At 64.2% G+C, this 23,999-nt stretch carries 22 protein-coding genes; 9 read left to right on the top strand and 13 right to left on the bottom strand.

Features of this window, described 5'->3' with window-relative positions; all coding sequences use genetic code 11:
- Positions 1-44: 44 nt before the first annotated feature.
- Complete coding sequence (locus MF268_RS06805; protein WP_238370124.1) at positions 45-380, top strand: hypothetical protein; 336 nt, start codon at positions 45-47, stop codon at positions 378-380.
- Positions 381-383: 3 nt separating this feature from the next.
- Here the strand turns inward: MF268_RS06805 and hisD are convergent, their stop codons facing one another.
- Entirely contained in the window at positions 384-1,688 is a 1,305-nt protein-coding gene (gene hisD / locus MF268_RS06800) for a histidinol dehydrogenase (protein WP_238370223.1), read from the bottom strand.
- Between the two features lie 80 nt (positions 1,689-1,768).
- Between hisD and MF268_RS06795 the strand changes: the two genes are divergently transcribed.
- Positions 1,769-2,734 (top strand): LysR family transcriptional regulator, encoded by a 966-nt coding sequence (locus MF268_RS06795; protein WP_238370222.1) that lies wholly within the window; start codon positions 1,769-1,771, stop codon positions 2,732-2,734.
- 143 nt (positions 2,735-2,877) lie between these two features.
- Here the strand turns inward: MF268_RS06795 and MF268_RS06790 are convergent, their stop codons facing one another.
- Positions 2,878-3,366: a low molecular weight protein-tyrosine-phosphatase gene (locus MF268_RS06790; protein ID WP_238370123.1), complete on the bottom strand. Its 489-nt coding sequence runs from the start codon at positions 3,364-3,366 to the stop codon at positions 2,878-2,880.
- Between the two features lie 55 nt (positions 3,367-3,421).
- On the opposite strand from MF268_RS06790, the gene MF268_RS06785 reads away from it, so the two are divergent.
- Positions 3,422-4,132: an NAD-dependent deacylase gene (locus MF268_RS06785; RefSeq protein WP_238370122.1), complete on the top strand. Its 711-nt coding sequence runs from the start codon at positions 3,422-3,424 to the stop codon at positions 4,130-4,132.
- On the opposite strand, the gene MF268_RS06780 is transcribed toward MF268_RS06785, so the two are convergent.
- From MF268_RS06780 to meaB, 3 genes are all read right to left on the bottom strand, one after another.
- Positions 4,129-4,566 carry a copper chaperone PCu(A)C gene (locus MF268_RS06780; protein ID WP_238370121.1) on the bottom strand — a complete coding sequence of 146 codons (438 nt, stop codon included), beginning with the start codon at positions 4,564-4,566 and terminating at the stop codon, positions 4,129-4,131. The two genes, MF268_RS06785 and MF268_RS06780, sit on opposite strands and share 4 nt — an antisense overlap.
- 96 nt (positions 4,567-4,662) lie before the next feature.
- On the bottom strand, positions 4,663-4,950 hold the full coding sequence (gene rpmB, locus MF268_RS06775) for a 50S ribosomal protein L28 (protein WP_238370120.1): 288 nt from the start codon (positions 4,948-4,950) through the stop codon (positions 4,663-4,665).
- A 154-nt stretch (positions 4,951-5,104) separates the two neighbouring features.
- Entirely contained in the window at positions 5,105-6,097 is a 993-nt protein-coding gene (meaB, locus tag MF268_RS06770; RefSeq protein ID WP_238370119.1) for a methylmalonyl Co-A mutase-associated GTPase MeaB, read from the bottom strand.
- A 104-nt stretch (positions 6,098-6,201) separates the two neighbouring features.
- On the opposite strand from meaB, the gene hrpB reads away from it, so the two are divergent.
- Positions 6,202-8,655, top strand: coding sequence for an ATP-dependent helicase HrpB (gene hrpB / locus MF268_RS06765; protein WP_238370221.1), 2,454 nt, complete (start codon positions 6,202-6,204; stop codon positions 8,653-8,655).
- 2 nt (positions 8,656-8,657) lie between these two features.
- On the opposite strand, the gene MF268_RS06760 is transcribed toward hrpB, so the two are convergent.
- Complete coding sequence (locus MF268_RS06760) at positions 8,658-10,232, bottom strand: MDR family MFS transporter (RefSeq protein ID WP_238370118.1); 1,575 nt, start codon at positions 10,230-10,232, stop codon at positions 8,658-8,660.
- A 155-nt stretch (positions 10,233-10,387) separates the two neighbouring features.
- Here MF268_RS06760 and MF268_RS06755 point away from each other — a divergent pair, with 155 nt between their 5' ends.
- Genes MF268_RS06755 through MF268_RS06740 form a run of 4 tightly spaced genes read left to right on the top strand, consistent with a single transcriptional unit; the run spans position 10,388 to position 14,661 of the window.
- The gene (locus tag MF268_RS06755; RefSeq protein WP_238370117.1) at positions 10,388-11,041 is read left to right on the top strand and encodes a MarR family winged helix-turn-helix transcriptional regulator; all 654 of its coding nucleotides are present in this window, start codon (positions 10,388-10,390) and stop codon (positions 11,039-11,041) included.
- A gap of 37 nt (positions 11,042-11,078) precedes the next feature.
- Positions 11,079-13,502: a ligase-associated DNA damage response DEXH box helicase gene (locus MF268_RS06750; protein WP_238370116.1), complete on the top strand. Its 2,424-nt coding sequence runs from the start codon at positions 11,079-11,081 to the stop codon at positions 13,500-13,502.
- A gap of 41 nt (positions 13,503-13,543) precedes the next feature.
- Positions 13,544-14,206 (top strand): ligase-associated DNA damage response endonuclease PdeM, encoded by a 663-nt coding sequence (gene pdeM / locus MF268_RS06745; protein WP_238370115.1) that lies wholly within the window; start codon positions 13,544-13,546, stop codon positions 14,204-14,206.
- A 17-nt stretch (positions 14,207-14,223) separates the two neighbouring features.
- Positions 14,224-14,661: a PaaI family thioesterase gene (locus MF268_RS06740; RefSeq protein ID WP_238370114.1), complete on the top strand. Its 438-nt coding sequence runs from the start codon at positions 14,224-14,226 to the stop codon at positions 14,659-14,661.
- 9 nt (positions 14,662-14,670) lie between these two features.
- Here the strand turns inward: MF268_RS06740 and folD are convergent, their stop codons facing one another.
- From folD to MF268_RS06720, 4 genes are all read right to left on the bottom strand, one after another.
- Positions 14,671-15,567 carry a bifunctional methylenetetrahydrofolate dehydrogenase/methenyltetrahydrofolate cyclohydrolase FolD gene (gene folD / locus MF268_RS06735; RefSeq protein WP_238370113.1) on the bottom strand — a complete coding sequence of 299 codons (897 nt, stop codon included), beginning with the start codon at positions 15,565-15,567 and terminating at the stop codon, positions 14,671-14,673.
- 77 nt (positions 15,568-15,644) lie between these two features.
- Positions 15,645-17,321 carry a formate--tetrahydrofolate ligase gene (locus MF268_RS06730; RefSeq protein ID WP_238370112.1) on the bottom strand — a complete coding sequence of 559 codons (1,677 nt, stop codon included), beginning with the start codon at positions 17,319-17,321 and terminating at the stop codon, positions 15,645-15,647.
- A gap of 170 nt (positions 17,322-17,491) precedes the next feature.
- Entirely contained in the window at positions 17,492-18,076 is a 585-nt protein-coding gene (locus MF268_RS06725) for an MOSC domain-containing protein (RefSeq protein ID WP_238370111.1), read from the bottom strand.
- A gap of 33 nt (positions 18,077-18,109) precedes the next feature.
- Positions 18,110-18,886: a methyltransferase domain-containing protein gene (locus MF268_RS06720; protein ID WP_238370110.1), complete on the bottom strand. Its 777-nt coding sequence runs from the start codon at positions 18,884-18,886 to the stop codon at positions 18,110-18,112.
- 271 nt (positions 18,887-19,157) lie between these two features.
- On the opposite strand from MF268_RS06720, the gene MF268_RS06715 reads away from it, so the two are divergent.
- On the top strand, positions 19,158-19,682 hold the full coding sequence (locus tag MF268_RS06715) for a hypothetical protein (RefSeq protein ID WP_238370109.1): 525 nt from the start codon (positions 19,158-19,160) through the stop codon (positions 19,680-19,682).
- Between the two features lie 234 nt (positions 19,683-19,916).
- Here MF268_RS06715 and ftsH read toward each other — a convergent pair whose 3' ends face one another.
- The 3 genes from ftsH to ybgF form a co-directional block, all read right to left on the bottom strand.
- Entirely contained in the window at positions 19,917-21,836 is a 1,920-nt protein-coding gene (gene ftsH / locus MF268_RS06710; protein WP_238370108.1) for an ATP-dependent zinc metalloprotease FtsH, read from the bottom strand.
- 79 nt (positions 21,837-21,915) lie between these two features.
- Positions 21,916-23,166, bottom strand: a complete 1,251-nt coding sequence (tilS, locus tag MF268_RS06705) for a tRNA lysidine(34) synthetase TilS (RefSeq protein ID WP_238370107.1) — start codon at positions 23,164-23,166, stop codon at positions 21,916-21,918.
- A complete protein-coding gene (ybgF, locus tag MF268_RS06700; RefSeq protein WP_238370106.1) occupies positions 23,163-23,996 on the bottom strand; it encodes a tol-pal system protein YbgF in 834 nt (277 codons plus the stop codon). The genes tilS and ybgF overlap by 4 nt, the downstream gene beginning before the upstream one ends.
- Positions 23,997-23,999: the final 3 nt, after the last annotated feature.

Raw genomic sequence — 23,999 nt, 5'->3', positions numbered from 1 at the left:
TACACCGGCAGGGATAAAACGCAGGCGAAAAAAGGGCAGTTTGCATGAAGGGTATGTTGGTTTTGGCACTGGCGGTCACGGCGCTTGGGGCTTGTGGCGGCGGGCAGCGCGGGCACGGCGGAATGACACGGGTTGTCGGCGGGCCGATCAACTCCGCCTGTCTTGAACAGGGGCGCAAGGGCGCGACGGTTCAACGGTGCAGCTGCGTGCAAAGCGTCGCCAACCAGACGCTTTCTGGTAGCGATCAACGTCTTGGCGCCAGCTTTTTCGGCGATCCTCACGCGGCACAGGAAATCCGTCAGTCAAGCAGCAGCTCCCATTCCGCATTCTGGAAACGCTGGCGCGATTTTGGCGATCAGGCTGCCAAGATTTGCACCTGAGGCCTAACTACCACTATTGGCAACCATCGGCGGCGGACTGAACCGGTCCAGCCGGATGTCGGCGGTGCGGGCGTGGCCTTCCATCCCCTCGTGGCGCGAGATATTTGCGGTGGCCTGCGCCAGATCGGGCAGCGCCTGATCCTCGACCCGTTGCCATGTGACGGTCTTGAGGAATTTGTGCACGCTCAGCCCGCCCGTATACCGCGCCGCCCCCGCCGTGGGCAGCACATGGTTCGGCCCGGCGGCTTTGTCGCCAAAGGCAACAGTGGTGTTCTCACCAAGGAACAGCGAGCCGTAGGACCGCAGACGATCTTTCCACCAGTCTAGGTCGCGGGCCTGCACATGCAGATGCTCGGGCCCTGCAAGATCGGCCTGAACGGCCATTTCCTCGCGGTCTTCGCACAGGATCACCTCGCCCATCGCTTCCCAGGCGGCACGAGCGGCCTGCGCGTTCGACTCCGGCAATTCGGCGATACAGCGCGGCACCACCCGCATCACGTCGCGCGCAAGGCTTGCGTCGTCGGTGATCAGCGTGACCGGCGAATTGGCGCCATGTTCCGCCTGCCCCACAAGATCCCAGGCCACGGTCAGCGCATCCGCCGTGTCATCGGCCACAATCAGGGAATCCGTCGGCCCCGCGAACATGTCGATGCCGACAGGGCCAAACATCTGGCGCTTGGCCTCGGCCACGAACTGGTTGCCCGGGCCCACGAGAATATCGGCGGGCGCACCGCCGAACAGGCCATGCGCCAAAGCGGCGATCCCCTGCACACCGCCCAGGGTCAGGATGCGATCCGCCCCGGCAAGCTGCATCGCGTAAAGCACGGCCGGGGCCGGCCCCTCGGCACCGCGCGCCGGCGTGCAGGCGATCACACTGCTCACACCCGCCGCCCGCGCCGTGGTGATCGACATCAGCGCCGAAGCGATATGCGCATAGCGCCCGCCCGGCACGTAGCAACCGGCGGTGGTCAGCGGAATATGGCGCTGACCGGCAAAAAGTCCGGGGCGCAGTTCTATTTCCATGTCATGCGCGCTGGCCCGCTGGGCAAGGGCAAAGGCGCGAATGTTTTCATGTGCATAGCGTATGTCAGCCTTGAGATCCTCGGGCAGTTGTCCCGCAGCTGCCTCGATCTGCGCCTCGGTCACGACAATCGGCCCGGTCCAGCCGTCCAGCGTTTCGGCATAGTCCCGAACCGCGGCCTCGCCCTCTTCGGCGATCCGGGCCAGCATCGACTGCACGATCGCAACAGTCTGTTCGTCCGACCCATGATCGGGAATCGCGGATTGCTTGAGATATTGCGTCGCCATCATGCGGAGCCTTTCGGATTTGGCCCTTGACCCTTAACAGCCGGAGTTTCACAAATAGTGAAACCCCGGAGGTCAAAAAGCTGCTTATCAAAGGTGTCACCCTGCGCGGGCTCGAAGTTTTCGAGGCGCTGGCCTCGACGGGATCGGTGGCGCAGGCGGCCGATATAACCGGCCTCAGCCAGCCCGCCGTGAGCCAGCAGTTGCGCAATCTCGAAACCGCGCTGGGCACCGAACTGGTGGACCACAGCCGCCGCCCCATGCGCGTCACCCCCGCCGGTCGCAGCTTTCTCACGCGTACCGAGGCTGTGCTGAACGAACTGCGCCTTGCCCAAAGCGAGTTGACGGTGATGGATCTCAGCCATCTCAGCACGCTCTCTGTCGGGCTGATCGACGATTTCGACAGCGATCTTACGCCGCGCCTTGCCACCGTTCTGGCCGAAAGCCTGACCAAGTGCCGCTTCAAGCTGATCACCGCGTCGAGCACGCAGATCCAGGAGGCGATGAAGGCGCGCGAATTGCACATGGCGGTGGCCGCAAGCACCGGCGATGTGGCGCCAGGCATAACCGAATACCCGATCGTGCGTGACCCTTTCATCCTCGTCGCGCCGCATGGGATCGTGCGCAACAAGAACGATATCATGGGCGATCTGGCCGAGCTTCCGTTGCTGCGCTACAGCCGCGACCAGCTGATCGCCCGGCAAATCGAAGCCCATCTGGCGCGCCAGAAACTCGATTTTGAAACCCGTTTTGAGATCGGCTCGAACCCGGCCCTGATGGCGATGGTGGCGCGGCGTATCGGCTGGGCGATCACCACGCCACTCGGCTATATGCGCGCGGCGCGTTCGCACCCGGACATCGATGTGTTCCCGCTGCCCTTCGGAGCCTTTTCGCGCAATATCTCGCTTTTCGCCGGGACCGACTGGGTCGATCAGGTGCCCCGCGACGTCTCCCGCACGATGCGGCAACTCGTGCAGAACCACGTGATCGATCCGGCGCTGACGCAGCTCCCGTGGCTGTCGGGACGTTTCAGCGTCATCGACTCCTGATCCGTGCGAGCGGGCCAAAACCCTCCGCGCTGTCGGTCTGGATATGCGTGTCGCTGATCGCATGAAACCACGTCAAAGGCTGCGTTTCATCCATCAACGCACGCGATCACGGCAAGACAATGGCCAAGATGTGAGATTCCGAATCAGGACCGCCCAGATTTGGTTTTGCTTAATACTCCGCCCGTTTCTGCCTGCTTCATCGCCAGTTCCAAACCGGGCGCGGCCTCTTCCAGCATATCCAGAACAGTTTCGAAATCGCCGGTATGATAGGGATCGGGCACATGATCGCTCACCGGGGCGGTCAGGAAATCGACGCAGCGCAGAACCCGCGTGTCAGACCCTTGCGGACGCATCGCCTCGACCGCCGCAAGATTGTCGTCATCCATCGTCACGATAAGGTCGAAGGCGTCGAAATCACCGGGCGAAAACTGCCGTGCCCTGAAATCGTCGATAGGATAGCCGCGCTCGGCGGCGGCCCGGCGCATCGGCGGGTAGGGCGGCTCTCCGACATGCCAGCCCGAGGTGCCCGCGCTGTCGTATTCATACCCCGGCAGACGCACCCGCATTACCCCTTCGGCGGCGGGAGAACGGCAGATATTGCCAAGGCAAACAAAGAGAATTCTTCTGGGCATCAGGCATCGCTCTTGGTTAGGGTCCGGGCAAGAGACTAAAGTGAAAGCGCCTGCCATGACCAGCCAGAGAAGACCCGAAAAAATCGTCATCCTGACCGGGGCGGGCATATCCGCCGAAAGCGGCATGGGCACGTTCCGCGACGAGGGCGGGCTTTGGTCGCAGCATCGGATCGAGGACGTCGCCACGCCCGAGGGCTTTGCCCGCAACCCCGCGCTGGTTCAGGAGTTTTACAACCAGCGCCGTCAGGCCGCCGCAAAAGCAGAACCTAACCCCGCCCATCAGGCGCTGGCCCGGTTGCAGCGGGAATGGCCGGGCGAGGTGGTGATCGTCACCCAGAATGTCGATGCGCTGCACGAAGCGGGCGGATCTGAATCGGTCATCCACATGCATGGTGAACTGGCCGGGGCGCTCTGCGCCACCTGTGGCCACCGGTGGGCCGCCCCCGAGAGCATGGCGGTCGGAGAGCCCTGCCCTCAATGCGCCAACCCGAGCGCACGGCCCGATGTCGTCTGGTTCGGCGAAATGCCCTATCACATGGAGGAAATCTTTGCCCATCTCGCCGAGGCGGATCTGTTCGCCGCCATCGGCACCTCGGGTCAGGTCTACCCCGCCGCCGCCTTTGTGCAGGAAGCTGCCGCTGCGGGCGCTCACACGATCGAGCTGAACCTTGACCCGTCCGCCGTCGTGTCCGATTTCGCAGAAACCCGCCCGGGCCCGGCGGGACAGACCGTCCCGGCCTGGGTCAGCGAGCTATTGGGGTCTTAACGGGCCGGATTGACCGGCAGGTCGATGGTGATCTCGCCTGCCCGCTCAAAGGTCAGCGTGACAGGCACCGTGTCGCCATCATTCAGCGGGCGCGTCAATCCCATCAGCATGATATGGTCGCCGCCCCGTTCCAACGCGCGCGTCGACCCAGCGGTTACGGGCAGACCACCCTCGATCTCTCCCATCCGGGCCACGCCGTTGTCGTCGACATCATGCGTATGCAGCGCCACCATCGAGGCGGCCTCGCTCGCGGCCGACACCAGCCGGTCATCCTGATCGCCGCTGTTCGCAAGTTCCATGAAGGCCGCCGCCGTGGGCGCGTTCGGGCGCGATGTGATCAGGTAACCGTCGCGGACCTCGATGCTCTCTCCGGCCATCGCCACAGACGCCAGCGCCGCCATGACGCCCCCCAGCAGGATCGTTTTCACCGACATGGTTCTCTCCTCGTTACGTTTTATTCCGACAGACGCGACAAGCGCAAAAAGCCCCGCCGGAGCGGAGCTTTGCATTTCGTGATCGTCAGAAACGGATCAGGCCGAAGCGGAAGCTTTGGCGATCTCTTTCTTGATCTTCAGAACGCGGGTCGACAGTTCAGTGTCCTTGGCTTTTGCAAGGAACTTGTCGAGCCCACCGCGGTGGTCAACGCTGCGCAGCGCAGATGCGGAGATGCGCATCTTGATGCCGCGACCGAGCGTTTCGGACTGCAGGGTAACATCGTTCAGGTTCGGCAGGAAACGCCGACGGGTTTTGTTGTTGGCGTGGCTGACATTGTTGCCAGACATCGGGCCTTTTCCGGTCAATTCGCAAACGCGCGACATGAGATCATCCTCTGGTTCGTCATCGGGCGCGTCAGGTGGCCCGGTCAAAACATAAGGACGCCGCAAATCGCCGCGCCCTGAATTCGTTTGCTGCGTTTAGGGGGAATCGCAGCAAGCGTCAAGGGCGAAGACCGGCTTTCCCGGCAAATCCGCCCTAGTCCGGCTCGGCAGGCGTTTCACCCACCCTGCCAAGGATTTCGCGCGCCGCCATGACCGGGGCCATATCGCCGTCGGCCACCTTGTCGCCAAGCTCTTCCATCAGCGCGCGCATCGCCGGAGTTTCAAGCTGCGACATCAGCGCCTGCTGCACCTCCTGCCGGAACCAGTACCGCGCCTGCGCCGCCCGCCGTCCCTGCCAGTGACCGTTCTCGCGCCGCCAGTCGGTCAGCGCGCGCATTTCTTCCCAGGCCTTGTCCAGACCGCTTTCCTCGACAGCCGAAACCATCAGCGCCTTGGGAAAACCCTCGGGATCCTGCGGGCGTTTGCGCAAGAGCCGCAGCGCGCCCGCGTAATCGCTGCAGGTGCGCATCGCAGCGGGTTTCAGATCGCCATCGGCTTTGTTCACAAGTATCAGGTCGGCCATCTCCATGATACCACGTTTGACGCCCTGCAATTCGTCGCCGCCCGCCGGGGCCAGCAAGAGCACGAACAGATCGGACATTTCCGCGACCACGGTTTCCGACTGACCAACACCCACGGTTTCAATCAGCACCACGTCGAACCCCGCCGCCTCGCACAGCGCCACCGCCTCGCGTGAGCGGCGCGCCACTCCGCCCAGATGCGTCTGGCTGGGCGAGGGCCGGATAAAGGCGTTCGGATCGCGCGACAGACGGTCCATCCGGGTCTTGTCGCCCAGGATCGATCCGCCCGAGCGCGCGCTCGACGGATCGACGGCCAGCACCGCGACGCGCAGCCCCTGCGCGGTCAGCATCATGCCGAAACTCTCGATAAAGGTGGATTTGCCCACCCCCGGCGTACCGGAAAGTCCGATCCGCAGCGCCTCGCGCCCTGACCCTGCCAATTCGTCCAGCAGCTCTCCGGCGGCGGCGCGATGATCGTCGCGGCGGCTTTCCACCAGCGTGATTGCCCGCGCCAGAGCGCGCCGGTCGCCCGTAAGGATCTTTGCGCCCAGCTCTTTGATATCCATGCCTGCGTCCCGTCTTTTCGCCTCGGATACATGACGCATCGAGCCCCGCAATGTCCAGAGCCGCCCCGCTGGACCTTGCCCGCCGCTTTGGCGATAAGCGAGCCATGTCAAAAACCACCCTGCCCATCGAAGCGGCCCTGCCCGATCTGATCGACGCCCTGCGCGACCGTGGCCGCGCCGTGCTGCAGGCGCCCCCCGGCGCGGGCAAGACGACCCGCGTGCCGCTTGCTATGCTCGACGCCGGTTTGACGCAGGGCCGCATCGTCATGCTCGAACCCCGCCGCCTTGCCGCCCGCGCCGCGGCAGAGCGCATGGCCGAAAGCCTTGGCGAACCGGTCGGGCAGAGGGTCGGCTATCGCATTCGCGGCGAATCCAGGACCTCTAAAGCTACCCGGATCGAGGTTGTCACCGAAGGCATCCTGACCCGGATGCTGCAATCCGTCCCGGACCTGCCCGGCGTGGGAGCAGTGATCTTCGACGAATTCCACGAACGCTCACTGAACGCCGATCTTGGCCTCGCGCTATGCCTCGAGGTCGCAGGCGCCCTGCGCGACGACCTGATTCTGCTGGCCATGTCGGCCACGCTCGACGCCGGGCCTGTGGGCGCGCTGATGGATGCCCCGCTCGTTACCTCCGAGGGGCGCAGTTACCCGGTCGAAACGCGCTGGCTCGACCGCCCACTCGGGCCACAGGCGCGGCGGCTCGACGCGCTGGCTGACCTTGTGGTGCAGGCCGAAAAGGAAACCCGCCCCACCGGCGGCGGCATTCTGGTCTTCCTCCCCGGCGAGGGCGAAATCCGCCGCGTCGAAACCATGCTAAGCGCCCGTCTGCCGCAGGAATGCCAGATCCGCCCGCTCTTCGGCGCGATGAAATTCGACGCCCAGCGCGCCGCCATTGCACCGCTTGCCAAGGGCCGGAAAGTCGTCCTTGCGACCTCCATCGCCGAAACATCGCTCACCATCGAGGACATCCGCGTCGTGGTGGATGCGGGCCAGTCGCGCCGCGCGCGGTTCGATCCGGGCTCGGGCATGTCGCGGCTGGTGACCGAACGCGTCACCCGCGCCGAGGCGGAACAGCGCCGGGGCCGCGCGGGCCGCGTCGCGGAAGGCACCTGCTACCGGCTCTGGACCCGCGGCGAGGAAGGCGCGCTTGCCGCCTTTCCCCCGGCCGAGATCGAAGCGGCCGACCTCACCGGTATGGCACTGGAACTGGCGCTCTGGGGCGCGCAGCCGGGCGATCTGCCCTTTCTGACCGCCCCGCCCGAAGGCGCGATGACCGAGGCGCAGACCCTGCTGCACATGCTGGGCGCATTGGACGATGCGGGCCGCATTACCGAGCACGGGCGCGCGCTCTCTGCCCTGCCCTTTCACCCGCGTCTGGCGCATATGCTCGTTGTCGCCGGAAATGACGCCGCCCCCCTTGCCGCCCTGATGGCCGAGCGTGACCCCCTGCGCGGCGCACCCGTCGATCTGACGCTGCGCTTGAAAGCCCTGCGCGATCCCGGCGGGTTTGCCCGCCAGCATCGGTATGAGCTGAACCGGGGGGTGGTCGAACGCATCCGCACCGAAACCAAACGTCTGGCCCGTCAGAAGGGCGCGACCGGATCGCATAGCCCCGCCACCATGGCTGCACTCGCCTATCCCGACCGCATCGGCCAGCGCCGCAAGGGCGATGCCGCACGCTATGTGCTTTCGGGCGGAAAAGGCGCGGTGTTGGCGGAGTCCGATCCGCTCGCCACTGCGCCCTATCTCGTGGCGATCGACACCGACGGCAACCCGCGTGAGGCGCGCATCCGGCTCGCCACCCAGATCACCGAATCCGAGATTCGCGACCTTTTCGCGGATCAGATCGGCTGGCACGATATCTGCGAATGGTCCCGGCGCGACAATCGCGTGGTGGCGCGACAGCAGGAAAGGTTCGGCGCGATCACCCTTTCGGACCGGATCTGGAAAGACGCGCCGGAGGAGGCCATCGCCCGCGCCATGCTGGACGGAATCCGTATGCTCGGCTTGCGGCTGAAAGGCGCGGCATGGCGCTTTGCCGCGCGGGTCGAACTTGTTCGGGCCGAGGGCGCGGACCTACCCGCCATGACCGAAGCCGCGCTGACGGAGAGCCTCGAGGACTGGCTTTTGCCGATGCTCTCGGGCGTGCGTTCCGCGCAAGACTGGAAAGGATTCGACCTGCTCTCTGCCCTGCGCGCGATGCTGAACTGGGACCAGCAACAGCTTGTCGACCGCGAGGCACCGGCCCGCTTCACCACCCCGCTGGGCCGCGAGGTGCCCATCACCTACGGCGAGGACGGCCCCGAAATTTCGCTACGTCTGCAAGAGGTATTTGGCGTCACCCGTCACCCGACCAGCGGCGGCGTGCCGCTCAAGATCACGCTCTTGTCACCCGCCCAGCGCCCGATCCAGATCACCCGCGACCTGCCGGGGTTCTGGGCGGGGTCCTATGCGGATGTACGCAAGGACATGCGGGCAAGCTACCCGAAGCATCCCTGGCCCGAGGACCCGACGCAGGCCGATCCGACCCTGCGCGTCAAGCCACGCAACCGGTAAGTTTATTCCGCCGGGGTCTGCCCCACGGACTGCGCCGTCTGCGCCGGTGTCCGCGACACCTTGGCGCCCGGTAGGGTATCCGACAGCGGCCGCTCGATCATAAGCATGGCGATGCCGCTGGCAATACAAGCCAGAACGGCGGCGGACCAGAACACCGGGTGCAGCGCATGGGCGATCCCCTGCACGACCGCTTCGCGCATCCCGTCATCCATCGCCGCGATGGTCTGGGCACTCAACCCGCGCGGATTAGTGCCGGGCAGCACGTCACCCAGATGGCGGCTGAGACCGACCGCGAACAGCGCGCCAAAGGCTGCCGTACCCAACGAGCCCCCGATCATGCGGAACATGTTGGCACTGGCCGTCCCGACCCCCACCATACGCGGCGGCACGCAGTTCTGGATCGCGGTCACGCCGACGCCCATCACCGGCCCGATCCCCAGGCCCGTCATCAGCATGAAGAGCACGATCAGCCCATTCGGGGTATGTGGTGTCAGCGTCGCCATCAGCGTCATCGCCAGCCCCAGCAGCAGGGTCGAGAACACCGGTAGATACTTGTACCGCCCGGTCCGTGACATGAACTGACCGGACAGCGTCGAAGCGGTGATCAGCCCGACCATCATCGGAAAGGTAAACATACCCGAAGCCGAGGGTGACACGCCTTTCACCACCTGCATGAAGAACGGAACGAAGGTAATCGTCGTAAACATGCAGATCCCGGTGATGAAACCGACCGAGTTCGACACGATGAAGTTGTTGATTTTAAACAGGCTCAGTGGCAAAAGCGGCTCCGGCGCGCGGGTCTCGGCCACGAGGAAACCGATCAGGGCCGTCACAGCGCCCGCGTAAAGCGCCAGCATGGTCGCGCTGTCCCATGCGAATGTCTGCCCGCCAAGGCTGGCCACGATCACCAGAACCGACAGCAGCAGCGCAAGGCACGAGGCACCGATGTAGTCGATCTTGGGGCGTTTACCCGGCTCCGGCGTTTCCAGCGCAAAGGCCAGAACGACAAAGACCAGCACGCCCAGCGGCAGGTTCATCAGGAAGATCCAGTGCCAGTTGATATGCTGCACGATGAACCCGCCCGCGAGCGGCCCGATCACCGTCGACATGCCGAACACCGCGCCCATCAGCCCCTGGAACCGGCCCCGCTGGCGCGGGGGCAGCACATCGGCAATGGTCGCCATCGACACCACGATCAGCCCGCCGCCGCCAAGCCCCTGTACCGCACGGCCCAGCACCAACAGCCAGATATTGGGTGCCAGCGAACAGAAGATCGATCCGGTCAGGAACACGATGATCCCCGATTGCAGGATCGCCTTGCGCCCGAACAGATCACCCAGCTTGCCGAAAATCGGCGCGGCCACCGTGGCGGCCAGCAGATAGGCAGTAATCACCCATGTGATCTGGTCCAGACCGCCCAGCTCTCCGACAATCGTGGGCAAGGCGGTGGTAACAACGGTCTGCCCCAGCGAGGCCAGGAAAAGCGTGACTGCAACGGCAGACAGGACCACGCGAATGCGGGTCCAGTCCAGCGCGTCATCGGCAGAAGAATCGGGATTCGGGTGTACGTCAGACAATTTTCAAACCTAGCGAACAAAAAAGAGCCGGGACGGCGCATTTCATGGGCTTGAACGGCCATCCCGGGCTCAGGGGGGAGTATGGTAAGCCCTGTGTTGCAATCATATATGTGTCACGAACAATTACATGTCAACGGCATGTATTGCGGCGCAGCATGTTTTTGTGGAATATGCGGCTCAACCAACCGGAGGACGGATCGATATCGACGCGCGACACCAATCTAAAGGCCTTCCTGGCCAAGGCCGGAATCGACGGTCGAGTTGCCGATGCCTCGCTGACGCTTGATGCGGTGCTGCAACGCTGGCGTCGCCGCGTGTCCAAGCAGGAACTGGGCCATAGCGCGTTGAAAGCGCTCGAACTCAAGGACGAACTCGATCTGGCGCAGCTTGACGTGCTGGTCGCGATCCGCGCGCCGTTGAACGAATTCGGCGCCGACCAGCAGCAGGAGACGATGGTCTCGACCATCGCGGAACGGTTGCGCATCGACCCTTCCCGCGCCTCGCGCCTTGTGAGCGAATTGATCGAACGCGGCTATGCCCGCCGCGCGGTCAGCCAGCAGGACGCGCGCCGCACCATCGTGGAACTCTCTGACAAGGGAGAGGCGGTGGTCGATGCCGTGCGCCGGTTCAAATTCCTCGTGATGGGCGAATTCCTGTCGGGCTGGAGCGAGGAGGAGATCGCCACCTTCATCCCGCTGATGGAACGCTTCAGCGCATGGACAGACGAATCCGCGCAGGTCGGCCCCGACCGTTTCACGCAGGAAGTGGCTGAAATCGTGGCGCATATGCGCGAAACCGCCTCGGGGTGACATTCCCAAGGCCAGGGTCGCGCCCTACATCCCCTGCATGAGTGCAATTCCCCCGATCATCACCGGCTGGTTCGAGAAACGCGGATGGGAGATCCATCCGCATCAGCGCGCCATGCTGGAGCGCGCCGACAACCCCGCCACCCTGCTGATCGCCCCCACGGGCGGCGGCAAGACAATGGCGGGTTTCCTGCCTACCCTCGTCGATCTTGCCGAGACTCCGCGTGCGGGCATGCACACGCTCTATGTCAGCCCGCTCAAGGCGCTGGCCGCCGATATAAAACGCAACCTGACCGGGCCGGTGGCCGAGATGGGGCTCGACATCCGCATCGAGGACCGCACCGGCGACACCAGTGCCACGCAGAAGAAACGGCAGCGGGTCGATCCGCCGCAGATCCTGCTGACCACGCCTGAAAGCCTTGCGCTGCTGATCTCATACGAGGACGCGCCCCGCATCTTTGCCGGGCTGAAGCGCATCGTCATTGACGAGATCCACGCCCTGTCGGAAAGCAAGCGCGGCGATCAGCTCTTCCTCGCCCTCTCGCGCTTGCAGACGCTCTGCCCTGATCTGCGTCGCGTCGGGCTGTCGGCGACAGTGGATGACCCCGCCGCCATCGCCACCCTACTCGCCCGCCACCCGGCCCCCTGCGACATCCTGCTGGCCGATCCCGGCCCCGCGCCGAATATCCAGATGCTGACGACCGAGGAACGCCCGCCCTGGGCCGGGGGTGGCGCGGCCCATGCGATCCCGGCGGTTCTGGAACAGGTCAAGGCCCACAAGACCACGTTGATCTTTCACAACACCCGCGCTCAGGCCGAGATCTTCTTTCACAACCTCTGGCTCGCCAATGACGACAGCCTGCCTATCGGTATCCACCACGGCAGTCTCGACAAGACCCAGCGCCAGCGGGTCGAAGCGGCGATGGTGAGGGGCGAGCTGCGTGCCATCGTCTGCACCGGCTCGCTCGATCTCGGTATCGACTGGGGCGATGTCGATCTGGTGATCCAGATCGGCGCTCCAAAAAACGTCAAACGGCTGGTACAGCGGATCGGCCGCGCCAATCACCGCTATAACGCCCCCTCCAAGGCACTGCTGGTTCCCGCCAACCGGTTCGAAGTGGTGGAATGCGTCGCCGCGCTCGAAGCCGTCCGCGAAGGCGATCTGGATGGCGAGCCACGCCGCCCCGGCCCTCGCGACGTTCTTTGCCAGCATATCCTGATCGCCGCCTGCGCCGGTCCTTTCGATGCCGACGCGCTCTATGACGAGGTCACGACCGCCGGGGCGTATGCCGCCCTGACCCGTGCCGAATTCGACGAGTCTCTCGATTTCTGCGCGACCGGCGGCTATGCGCTGGCCGCCTATGACCGCTGGCAGCGCTTGAAACAGCGCCCCGACGGGCTCTGGCAGTTGCGCGATCCCCGCGCCACCCAGCGCATCCGTATGAACCTCGGCACGATCCAGGATACCGACACGCTCAAGGTGCGCCTGCGCCGCAACCGGGGCGGCAAGCCGCTGGGTGAGATCGAGGAAGGCTTTGCGGCCTCGCTTACCCCCGGCGATACCTTCCTGATCGGCGGCCAGATCGTGCGCTACGAGGGGTTGCGCGAAATGACCGTCGAGGTCACCCGCCGCGCCGACAAGAAACCCAAGATCGCCACCTTTGCCGGGACCAAGTTTGCCACCTCCACCCAGCTTTCCGATCGTATCCTGCGCATGTTCCAGCAGGACAACTGGCCCGAGCTTCCGCCCCATACCGCCGAATGGCTGGCACTGCAGCGCGATGTCTCGCGTCTGCCCGAACGAGGCCGGTTGCTAATCGAGAGCTTTCCCCATGACGGGCGCGAACATACCTGCGTCTACGGCTTTGCCGGTCGTAACGCACAGCAGACCCTCGGCCTCTTGCTGACCAAGCGGATGGAGGAGATCGGCCTGCACCCGCTCGGCTTTGTCGCCACCGATTACGCCACGCTGATCTGGGGACTCGACCGGCTCAACGACCCCGCGCCGCTCTTCGACCTTACTGCCCTGCAGGACGGTCTCGACAGCTGGCTCGCCGGAAACGCGGTGATGAAACGCACCTTTCGCGCCTCGGCCACGATCGCCGGCCTGATCGAACGCAACACGCCCTCGGCGCGCAAATCCGGGCGGCAGGCGACGTTTTCCTCCGACATCCTCTATGACACTTTACAGAAATACGACCCGACCCACCTGATGCTCAAGATCACCCGCGAAGAAGCCCACACCGGCCTCGTCGATTTCGGCCGCATCGAGGAAATGGTCGCGCGTATCCAGGGCCGCATCGATCACAAGCGCCTGTCCCGCGTCACCCCGCTCGCCGCGCCGCTGCTGCTCGAGATGGGCCGCGTCCCCGTCGAAGGCGCCGCCGAGGAACGCCTGCTTGCCGAAGAGGCCGAGCGCCTGCTGGAAACCGCCGGGATCGCCGATCTGACCGGCACCGCCTGAAACCGCTTGCAAAACCGCCCGCCCTGGGCAAGGAACGGAGCATGAACAACTGCTCTCTTTCCCTTGCCGGTGCCGATCTCGTCGCGCTGGGCTCCGGCGCGCTCTGGTGGCCCGCAGAACGGCTGCTCTGCGTCTCGGACCTGCACCTCGGGAAGTCCGAGCGCATCGCCCGGCGCGGCGGCACCATCCTGCCCCCCTATGAAACCCGCGACACCCTGCTGCGCCTCACCGACGATCTCGACCGCATGAACCCCGCCACGGTCATCTGTCTTGGCGACAGTTTCGACGATCTCGACGCCGCCCGCGCCCTCGCACCCGAGGATCAGACCACGCTCACCCGGATGCAGGCAGGCCGCCGCTGGATCTGGATCGAGGGCAATCACGACTCCGGACCGGTCGACCTTGGCGGCACGCATCTGGCCGATCTTACCCTCGGCCCGCTCACCTTCCGCCATATCGCGCAGACCGGCGCGCGCGGCGAGATCTCGGGCCATTACCACCCCAAGGCCAGCCTCACGACCCGCGCCCGCCGCATCACCCGTGCCGCTTTTCTGTCGGATCGAGACCGCATAATCATGCCCGCCTATGGCACCTATACCGGGGGCTTGCGCAGCCATGATGCCACGCTCACCGCCCTGATGCGCCCCGACGCGCTTGCCATTCTCACCGGCCCCCGGGCATACGCCGTACCAATGCCGCGCTGAGACAAAGGAAACGCCGAATGACTACCGAATTGGATGAAAGCCACAAATCCCTGATCCGTGACAGCTTTGCCTCCCAGACCATGATGGAAACCATCGGCGCGCGGATTTCCACCATCCAAAAGGGAGAGGTGCAGATCGCCGCCCCGATCCTGCCGGGGACGAAACAACAGAACGGCTATGGGCACGCGGCGCTGACGTTTGCCCTCGGCGACACAGCCGCCGGTTACGCGGCGATCAGCGCGCTCGATCCCGGCTGGAACGTGCTCACCGCCGAGATCAAGATCAACCTGCTTGCCCCGGCCAAAGGCGCCGAACTCCGCGCCACCGGCCACGTCATCAAATCCGGCCGGCGCATCGTTGTGGTCGGCAGCGACATCCACGCCATCGACGACAAGGGCCGCGAAACCCTCATCGCCGTGATGCAGGGCACGATGATCCCCATCGCGCCCGAGTAACTGAACCGACTAGACGGTCAGCCCCTCCGGCTCCGGCAATCCTTTCGACCGGCAGAACGCGGTCAGCGTATTGGCCAGCAGGCAGGCTATGGTCATCGGCCCCACCCCGCCCGGCACCGGCGTGATCGCTCCGGCCCGTTCGACCGCGCTTTCGAAATGCACGTCGCCGACCAGCCGGGTCTTGCCCTCGCCCTTTTCCGGCGCATCGATCCGGTTGATGCCCACGTCGATCACAGTGGCCCCCTCCTTGATCCAGTCGCCCGGCACCATCTCGGGCCGGCCCACCGCCGCCACGACAATATCCGCGCGCCGCACCACATCGGCCAGATCCTTGGTCCGCGAATGCGCAATCGTCACCGTGCAGCTGTCGCCCAGCAAAAGCTGCGCCATCGGCTTGCCCACGATGTTCGAACGCCCGATCACCACCGCATCCATCCCCGAAAGCGAGCCATGGTGATCCCGCAACATCATCAGGCAGCCCAGTGGCGTGCAGGGCACCATGCTCTTCTGCCCCGTCCCCAGCAACCCGACGTTCGAGATATGAAACCCGTCCACATCCTTGGCCGGATCGATGGCATTGATCACCAGATCCTCGTTCATGTGTCCCGGCAGCGGCAATTGCACGAGAATCCCGTGAATGCTCTCATCCGCGTTCAGATCCGCGATCACCGTCAGCAGCTCCGCCTCCGAGGTCTCGGCCGGCAGCTTGTGCTCCACCGATTTCATCCCTACCTCGACGGTCATCTTGCCCTTCGAGCGCACATAGACCTGGCTTGCCGGGTCCTCGCCCACCAGCACCACCGCCAGCCCGGGCTGACCGTGCCCGGCCAGGGCCGAAACCTGCGCCGCAACCTCGCCACGCACCCGCGCCGCGAATTCCTTGCCGTCTATGATTTTCGCGACCATGCGCTCACCTTCTTCTTCTCGTTTCAAATACGGCCGCCGGAGGCGGTCCCGACCTCACGCCCCGCGCGACGCCCGCGTCAGAACAATCCCTCGATCTGCCCCTCGGCGTTCAGCCGGATCGTTTCGGCAGCCGGCTGGCGCGGCAGGCCCGGCATCGTCATGATCTCGCCGCAGATCGCCACGACAAAACCGGCCCCCGCGCTCAGGCGCACTTCGCGCACCGGCACGCTGAACCCGCTCGGCGCGCCGCGCTGGGTCGGATCGGTCGTGAAACTGTATTGCGTCTTGGCCATGCAAACCGGCAGATCGCCATATCCCTGTGCCTCCCAGGCTTCCAGCTGACGTTTCACCGCCACCGGCATCACCACGTCGTCGGCGCGATAGATACGGGTGGCAACAGTGGTGATCTTGTCCGCCAGAGACATCTCGTCCGGATAAAGCGGCGCGAAATCGGCCTCGCCCCGGTCGATCACCTCGACCACTTTTGCGGCCAGATCGGCCGAGCCTTCCGAGCCCAGTTCCCAGTGCCGCGACAATACTGCCTCTGCGCCCAGCGAAGAGACAAAGCCCTTCACCGCTTCGACCTCGGCCTCGGTATCGGTGACGAAATGGTTGATCGCCACGACCACCGGTACGCCGAACTGTCCGAGGTTCTCGATGTGGCGGCCAAGGTTGCTGCACCCGGCGAGCACCGCGGCCACGTTTTCCGCGCCAAGATCGTCCTTGGCGACACCGCCGTTCATCTTCATCGCCCGCACCGTCGCCACCAGCACAACGCAAGACGGTGCCAGCCCGGCCTTGCGGCACTTGATGTTGAGGAACTTTTCCGCCCCCAGATCGGCCCCGAACCCGGCTTCGGTCACAACGTAATCCGCAAGCCGAAGCGCGGTCGTCGTCGCGATCACCGAATTGCAGCCATGGGCGATATTCGCAAACGGCCCGCCATGCACGAAAGCCGGGTTATTCTCGAGCGTCTGCACGAGGTTCGGCTGCATCGCATCCTTCAGCAGTACCGTCATCGCACCATCGGCCTTGATGTCGCGGCAATAGACCGGGCTCTTGTCCCGGCGATAGGCGACGATCATCCGCCCCAGCCGCTCCTGCAGATCGGCCAGGTCCCGTGCGAGGCACAGGATCGCCATGACCTCGGAGGCCACGGTAATGTCATAGCCATCCTCGCGCGGGAACCCGTTCGAGACGCCGCCAAGCGAGACATTCACCTGCCGCAGCGCCCGGTCATTCATGTCGACCACGCGCCGCCAGACTACCCGGCGGGTGTCGATATCCAGCGCATTGCCCCAGTAGATATGGTTGTCGATCATCGCCGCCAGCAGGTTATGCGCCGAGGTGATCGCGTGGAAATCGCCGGTGAAATGCAGGTTCATCTCTTCCATTGGAACGACCTGCGCATAGCCACCCCCGGCGGCCCCGCCCTTCATCCCGAAATTCGGCCCCAGCGAGGCTTCGCGGATGCAGACCGCCGCCTTTTTGCCGATCCGGTTCAGCCCGTCGCCCAAGCCCACGGTGGTCGTCGTCTTGCCCTCGCCTGCGGGGGTCGGGTTGACTGCGGTGACAAGGATCAGCTTGCCATTCTCGCGCCCGTCAAGCGACTGGATGAAATCCTGGCTGACCTTCGCCTTGTCATGCCCGTAAGGCAGCAATGCCTCCGTCGGGATGCCCAGCTTTTCCCCTATTTCCTGGATCGGACGCTTCTGTGCGTCCCGCGCGATTTCGATGTCAGTCTTGTATGTCATTGCGAATTCCCCAGGATATTTTCGGTGTTATCGTCCGCTGATTTTCTTACAAGTTGATTAGCGCCAGCTCAGCGGAATTTCCGGCGCTTTCTCCCCGTCCCGTTCTGTCCGTTCCCTATCCGAAGCACCGCGCACCCGATCGGAACGCAATGCCTCGGCGGCAGCAAGGCTCAGCCCTTCGGCGCCCAGGCGCGCTGATCGGGCAGGAACAGCGTCAGCGTTTCACCGACCCGGATATCCCCCGGCCGTTCAACCCAGGCGGTCACGCCCCGCCGGTTCGTCGCCGCCCGCTTGAAAGCCGTGCCATGCCCGGGCTCGACCGCCTCGATCTCGCGTCCCGGCAGAACGCAGGGCCGGTTTTCCATGTCGATGGTCAGCGTCAGCCCCGACTCCGCCTGCAGGCGCGAAGATGGCGGCACATAGGTGAAATCGGGAATACCGCGCAGGATCATCGACGCGCCGACCAGACCCGGATCAAGCGCGTCGAGCTTCATCTTGTCGGTGATCACCGCCAGTTCTTCCTCGGAAAGGATCGACAGCTGGCGCACGTTCCTGATCTCGGTACCGACCGGGTACAGGTTCTTGACCCGCGTGCACGAGGCACGGTTGACGCCCTCATGCCGTGCGCCTTCGTCCCCGGCAAAGCCAAGGTCGAGCCGGTCCACCGCCTCGGCGCGCAGGCTCTCCCGGTCTCCGGGCACATGGCCCAGCCAGACCACTTCGGCGCGATATTCGGATTCGATCAGTACAGGCATGTCGGGACTTTCACAGGCGACGCCACGGGCATCTCATCTAACGGTCAGGGTAAAGAACAGGCGGCGGAACGGGAACAGGACGCTGCCATCGGATGCCAGCGGATAGGCCGTTTCCATCGCCGTGTCATAGCGTTCGACCAGTCGCGCGGTCTCTGCCTCGTCCAGCACCTGCAAGACGGGCCGCGCATAGGTCGAAGACGTAAAATGGCGCACCGGATGGCCATCGTCCGCAGCGGGCAATTGCTGGTAGAACTCGGTCTCCCAAAGCGCCACATCGCCAAGCGGCGCGAGGACACGATGGTAATCCACCGGCTCCAGCACGCCCGGGCCCGATCCGGGGTCGAACCGGCCCGGGAACAGTTGTTCCGCCAGATCGTGCCAAAGCCGATGGGACGGCGCCCGGTTCTGATGCGGCACCTGCACCGCCAGCGTCCCGCCCGGCGCAAGCAGACCGGCCAGCCGCTGCAAGAGCTGCCCATGCGCCGGCAGCCAGTGCAGCACCGAATTGGAAAAGATCAGCGCGGGCGGGTTTTCCGGCACCCACTGTGCGATATCGGCTTCGATCAGCTCGTCATAACCGCCGGTCCCGCGCGCCTTTTCCAGCATCGCCTGTGAAGAATCGATGCCGACGATCCGTCGCCCGTCGTAACGCGACATCAGAATCAGCCCCATCGCCCCCGCGCCGCAGCCCAGATCGCAGACATCCCCGTCGGGCAGGTCTCCGACCCGCATCAAGAGGTCCAGCGCCGGGCGAAGCCGCAGGCTGGCGAAACGGCCATAGCTTTCGGGATTCCAGTCTGTAACTGCCATGTGGCTCCCTTGTCGGTCGCGGGTACAGGTCGACCAGCCTCTTGTATGCCGCGACATGCGCCCCGGAGCCACCCCAAAACATCAACCGGATGCGCCGCCGGACAGGCTCTTGCCTGTCACTGCCCGGCCCGGATGTAAGCGATCACTCGCTTAAGGCGAGTACACTGGGCAAAAATCAACCTAAGCTGTTGCATTTAAAATTTTATACAGCCTATGATTGTATGGGGCCGATGTGCTGCCACACTTCTACTTGATCTGAAGGAGGACTTTCATGAGAACCGCCAAGATATTGACCCTGTTGTCGGGCCTGCTCGCCGCACCGATCGCAAGTGCGCAGAATGCGGTGCCCCCCGGAAATGATGGCTTTACCGAATGGGGCAAATCCGGCAACTGGATCATCTTCGTCGATAACGAACGCCAGACCTGCCTGATCGAAAAGTTCGACGCCAACCGCAACGCGGTTCAGGTCGGGCTGACCAAAGATCACAATCACGCCTATCTTGGTGTATTCATGCCCTTGCCCGAAGAGCACAAGAACAAGAAGGAAGAGATCTTCCTTGAGGTGAATGGAGAGGAGCAAGTCACCGTTGTGCCGCGCCGCAACACCCGTGAGGGGGTCGAATATACCGGCACCTATATCAAGGCGGACGATCTCAGCTTTGCCGAGGGCGCGACCGTCGCCAAGGAGGTGGTCGTCTTTGAAGACGGTGCCGAAATGTCCGTCGTATTTGACCTGTCAGGAGGCGCTGCCGCTGTCGAAGCCGCCAAGGAATGCAATCTGACCCTTAACCCCTGATCGAGATCCCGGGCGGGGGGATTGGAGCAGAAGTCATACGCTGTTCCGGCCAGAGCCGCGCCATGGCGGCACCTCGGCATCATGGCCCGACTGGCACCTGCCAAACCCTGCGGTCCAACCGCTGCAAGAGTACCCTTGCGCTGCCCGTAGCAGGTGACCTTGGTAGGACTTGAAAGACGGTGCAAACGAAAACGGCCGGGCGTGATGCCCGGCCGTATTTCATTTCGATGCCTGTCAGGCGCTTGGTTCCGGCTCCAGCCCGCCCTCGGGGGGCGATTTCTTGGGCTTGGTTTTCGGAATAGCCGTGACACTGGGCGCATTGCCCGCATCCGAGTTGTCATCTTCGTCATCCGTGGTGGGCGGCTCGCCCCGCATGACGCGGCGGATTTCCTCGCCGGTCAGGGTTTCGTACTCAAGCAGACCCTGCGCAAGATATTCGAACTCCTGCTGGTTCTCCTCGATCAGGGTGCGGGCCGTTTCATAGCCTTCGTCGATGATCCGCTTGACCTCGGATTCGATCAGCTCTTTCGTCGCCGCCGACACCGAAAAGCCCCCGGCCCCGCCATTGGGCGAATAGCCTGCCGCCGCTTCCTGGTAGTCGATGTTGCCAACCTTGTCCGACATGCCATAGCGCATAACCATCGCCCGGGCGAGCTGGCTCGCCTGCATGATGTCACCCACCGGACCCGAGGACACTTCGGCAGCACCGTACTTGAAGATCTCGGCAGCCTTGCCCGCCATGGTCATGGCGATGCGCTGTTCGCATTCGTCCTTGAACATCTGCAGCTTGTCCATCTCAGGCAGGCTCATCACCATGCCAAGCGCACCGCCGCGCGGAATGATCGTGGCCTTGTAGACCGGATCACACTTTGGCAGTTTCATGCCCACGATGGCGTGACCGGCTTCGTGATAGGCGGTCTTTTCCTTCTGGTCCTGCGTCAGCACCATCGACCGGCGCTCGGCGCCCATCATGATCTTGTCCTTGGCGCTTTCGAAATCGACCATCGCCACGAACCGACGCCCCAGGCGCGCCGCGGTCAGGGCCGCCTCGTTCACAAGGTTAGCCAGATCGGCCCCCGAGAAACCGGGCGTCCCGCGGGCGATCACCCGCAGATCCACATCCGGACCAAGCGGCGTCTTGCGCGCATGAACCCCAAGGATCTTTTCACGGCCTTTGATGTCGGGATTGCCGACGGTCACCTGACGGTCGAAACGGCCAGGACGCAGCAGCGCCGGGTCCAGAACGTCCTTACGGTTGGTGGCCGCGATGATGATCACACCTTCGTTGGCTTCGAAACCGTCCATCTCGACGAGCAGCTGGTTGAGCGTCTGCTCACGCTCGTCATTGCCGCCGCCATAACCGGCACCACGATGGCGGCCCACCGCGTCGATCTCGTCGATGAACACGATACAGGGGGCGTTTTTCTTGGCCTGCTCGAACATGTCGCGGACACGGCTTGCACCGACACCGACGAACATCTCGACAAAGTCAGAGCCCGAGATGGTAAAGAACGGCACACCCGCCTCGCCCGCGATCGCACGGGCCAGCAGCGTCTTACCGGTCCCCGGAGGGCCCTCGAGCAGCGCGCCTTTCGGAATCTTGCCGCCGAGTCGGCTGAACTTCTGCGGGTTGCGCAGGAATTCGACGATCTCTTCCAGCTCTTCCTTGGCCTCGTCGATACCGGCCACGTCGTCAAAGGTGACACGGCCATGTTTCTCGGTCAGCATCTTGGCCTTGGACTTGCCAAAGCCCATGGCCCCGCCTTTACCGCCGCCCTGCATCCGGTTCATGAAATAAACCCAGACACCGATCAGCAGCAGGAATGGCAAAAGGGTGATAAGGAAGGACTGGAACAGCGACTGTTGCTGTTTCTCGGCCCGGATCGGAATGTCATTTTCGATCAGAAGTTGCGTGATTTCAGCATCTTCCGGCTTGATCGTTACGTAGTCTTCGTTACCCGCACCGCGGAAACGGATCTGCTCTCCATCCAGCGTCGCCTGGCTGACCTCGCCGGATTCCACCGCCGTCACAAAGTCGGAATAGGTGATTTCGCGGCTCTGCAAGGTGCCGCCCGGCCCGTTGAACAGGTTGAACAGGGCAAGAATCAGCAGAAACAGAACGACCCAGAACGCGATGTTGCGTGCATTGCCCAAAGGGAACTCTCCTCGTTTTGCCCCGCAAGTTTCGCAGGGCTTTGGCTTCCGACTTAAAATAGAGATGAACGGGCCAGATTCAATGCGATAATAGTGTCGTATAAAACGAGCCCGCGCCAGACGACAGATCAGCGCGCCAAGAACCGCCCGCCCCGGCAAGCGGGGCCGCGACCAGTTCACTCCCCTGCCAGAGCGCCGGTGTCGCGATCAGCGCGGCATGGGGACGCCCCGTTTCACGCCACGTCGGGCATTGCGCCAGCCCCGCCTCGCCAAGGGGCCGAATCTCGCCCCCCTCAAGCGCGTCGCCAGTGATCCGCCAGCGCCCGTCCCATAGCCCGTCAACCGCACAAACTTCATCGCGTACCGCGTTGAACTCGCGACAAATCCGAAAGCTGTCGCCTCCGTGGATAACCCGGCATCCCGCCAGCGTGACGGGCCGTTTTTCAGCGATGGCGGCAAGCGCGTCACCCACCGGCGCGCGGCGCGGCGGATAGGCGCGCTGATTGATCCAACCAAGGGCATGCACCAGCAAACGCCGTTGTGTTTCGGCGGGCAACTGGACGAACTCCGTGATGTCGAAAAGAACATCGCCGCCGTCGATTCGCACCAGCGCACAGGCGGCATCATGCGCGAAATAGGCAAGCGCCTCGCGGGCTTCCGCCAGATTTGCCGCTACGTCAGCCAGTCCCCGCGCGGAAATCCCAAGATCGTCCAGCTCCCCCAGCGCCCGACGCGCCCGGATTCGGGTAAAGTATTCGTTCTCGTTGCTCGGATCGTCGATCCAGCCGATCCCTCGCCCGGTGAGAAAGGCGCGCAGCTCCGCCCGTGTCACCCCAAGCAGGGGCCGCAGAAAGCGGACGCCGTCGAACTCTCGCACCGCGGCCATACCCGACAGACCGTCGATCCCCGAGGACCGCCCCAGCCGCATCAGCAGGGTTTCCGCCTGATCGTCCGCCGTATGTCCCAGCACCACCGCGTCCAGTCCATGCGCCCTGGCCCACTCCGCCAGCAACCCGTACCGCGCGCGCCGCGCCTGATCCTGCAGGTTCCCTGCCCCGTCCCAGCCGGTCCATTTCAGCGTGTCATGTTTAAGTGAGAGAGCAGCCGAGCTGGCCGCTACGGCCTGCGCTTCTTCTGCCGCCTCGGGCCGCAGCCCGTGATCCACCGTCGCGACGTAAAGCTGCACCCGGTCGCCCAGAACCGCCTGCAGCCCATGCAAAAGTGCGGTTGAATCGCTCCCGCCGGATACGGCGACACCCAGTTTTTCAAGAGATTGATCTGCGAGTGCCGTTTCCAGCGCCCGCAGGATCACCGCCTCGCTTTCGGTCAAGAACAGCCCAGCTTGGCCATTTCCGACTGCGCCGAAGCGACCGCGGGATCACCCGGAAACCGCGTGCCGACCTCGCCCAACGTGATGCAGGCCTGTTCCGTCTGTTGCAACCGGCCCAGCGCCGCGCCCAGTTCAAAAAGCGCACTCGGCGCCACCGGCCCGGCGGAATCCGCGCTGAAACTGGCCAGATAGGCCCGCGCCGCTTCGCGCGTATCGCCAACGCCATCCAGCGCCTTGCCGCGTTTCAGCTCGGCCTGCGCAGCCAGCGGGCTACCCGGATAGGTCTGATTGAATCCGGCGAACAGTTGCGCCGCCTTCTGGAAGTCACCTTCGTCCAGCGCCTTGCTGGCGTTTTCGAAATCGGTGCGCTCGCTCACGGCCAGCTCGGTCGTCAGAACCCCGTCCGAGGCAGGCGGCGGCGTCACCGCCGAGGGCTGCACGGTTTCAGTCGGACCGCCGAGCGTCGTCGTCTCGCCCAGCTTGGACAGATCGCCGCCTTCAAGCTCGACCAGACGGAATTCGAGATCGCCGATCCGGTTGGTCCCGTCCGCAACGATCCGGTTCACCCGATTGGTCAGTTCCTCGGTATGCGACGTCAGCCGCTGAAGCTCGGCCTCCATCGATGCTACGCGGTCAAGCACGGACGAACCGGTCACCGTCGCGCTCGGCGCGCCTGTCGTCGACATCTCGCGCTTGAGCTTCTGCATCTCGACGTAGAGCACGTTCAGCTCCTGCCGGATATCGGCAAGCGTCTGTTCGCGATCCTGCGCGATTGCGGGAACCGGAGCGACCAGAACCAGCGCGGCGACAAGAAGACCTCGGACCTTCATGAC

The sequence above is a fragment of the Heliomarina baculiformis genome (assembly GCF_019966545.1).
Lineage (GTDB): Bacteria > Pseudomonadota > Alphaproteobacteria > Rhodobacterales > Rhodobacteraceae > Heliomarina > Heliomarina baculiformis.
This window is presented reverse-complemented; position numbering and strand designations above follow the sequence as displayed.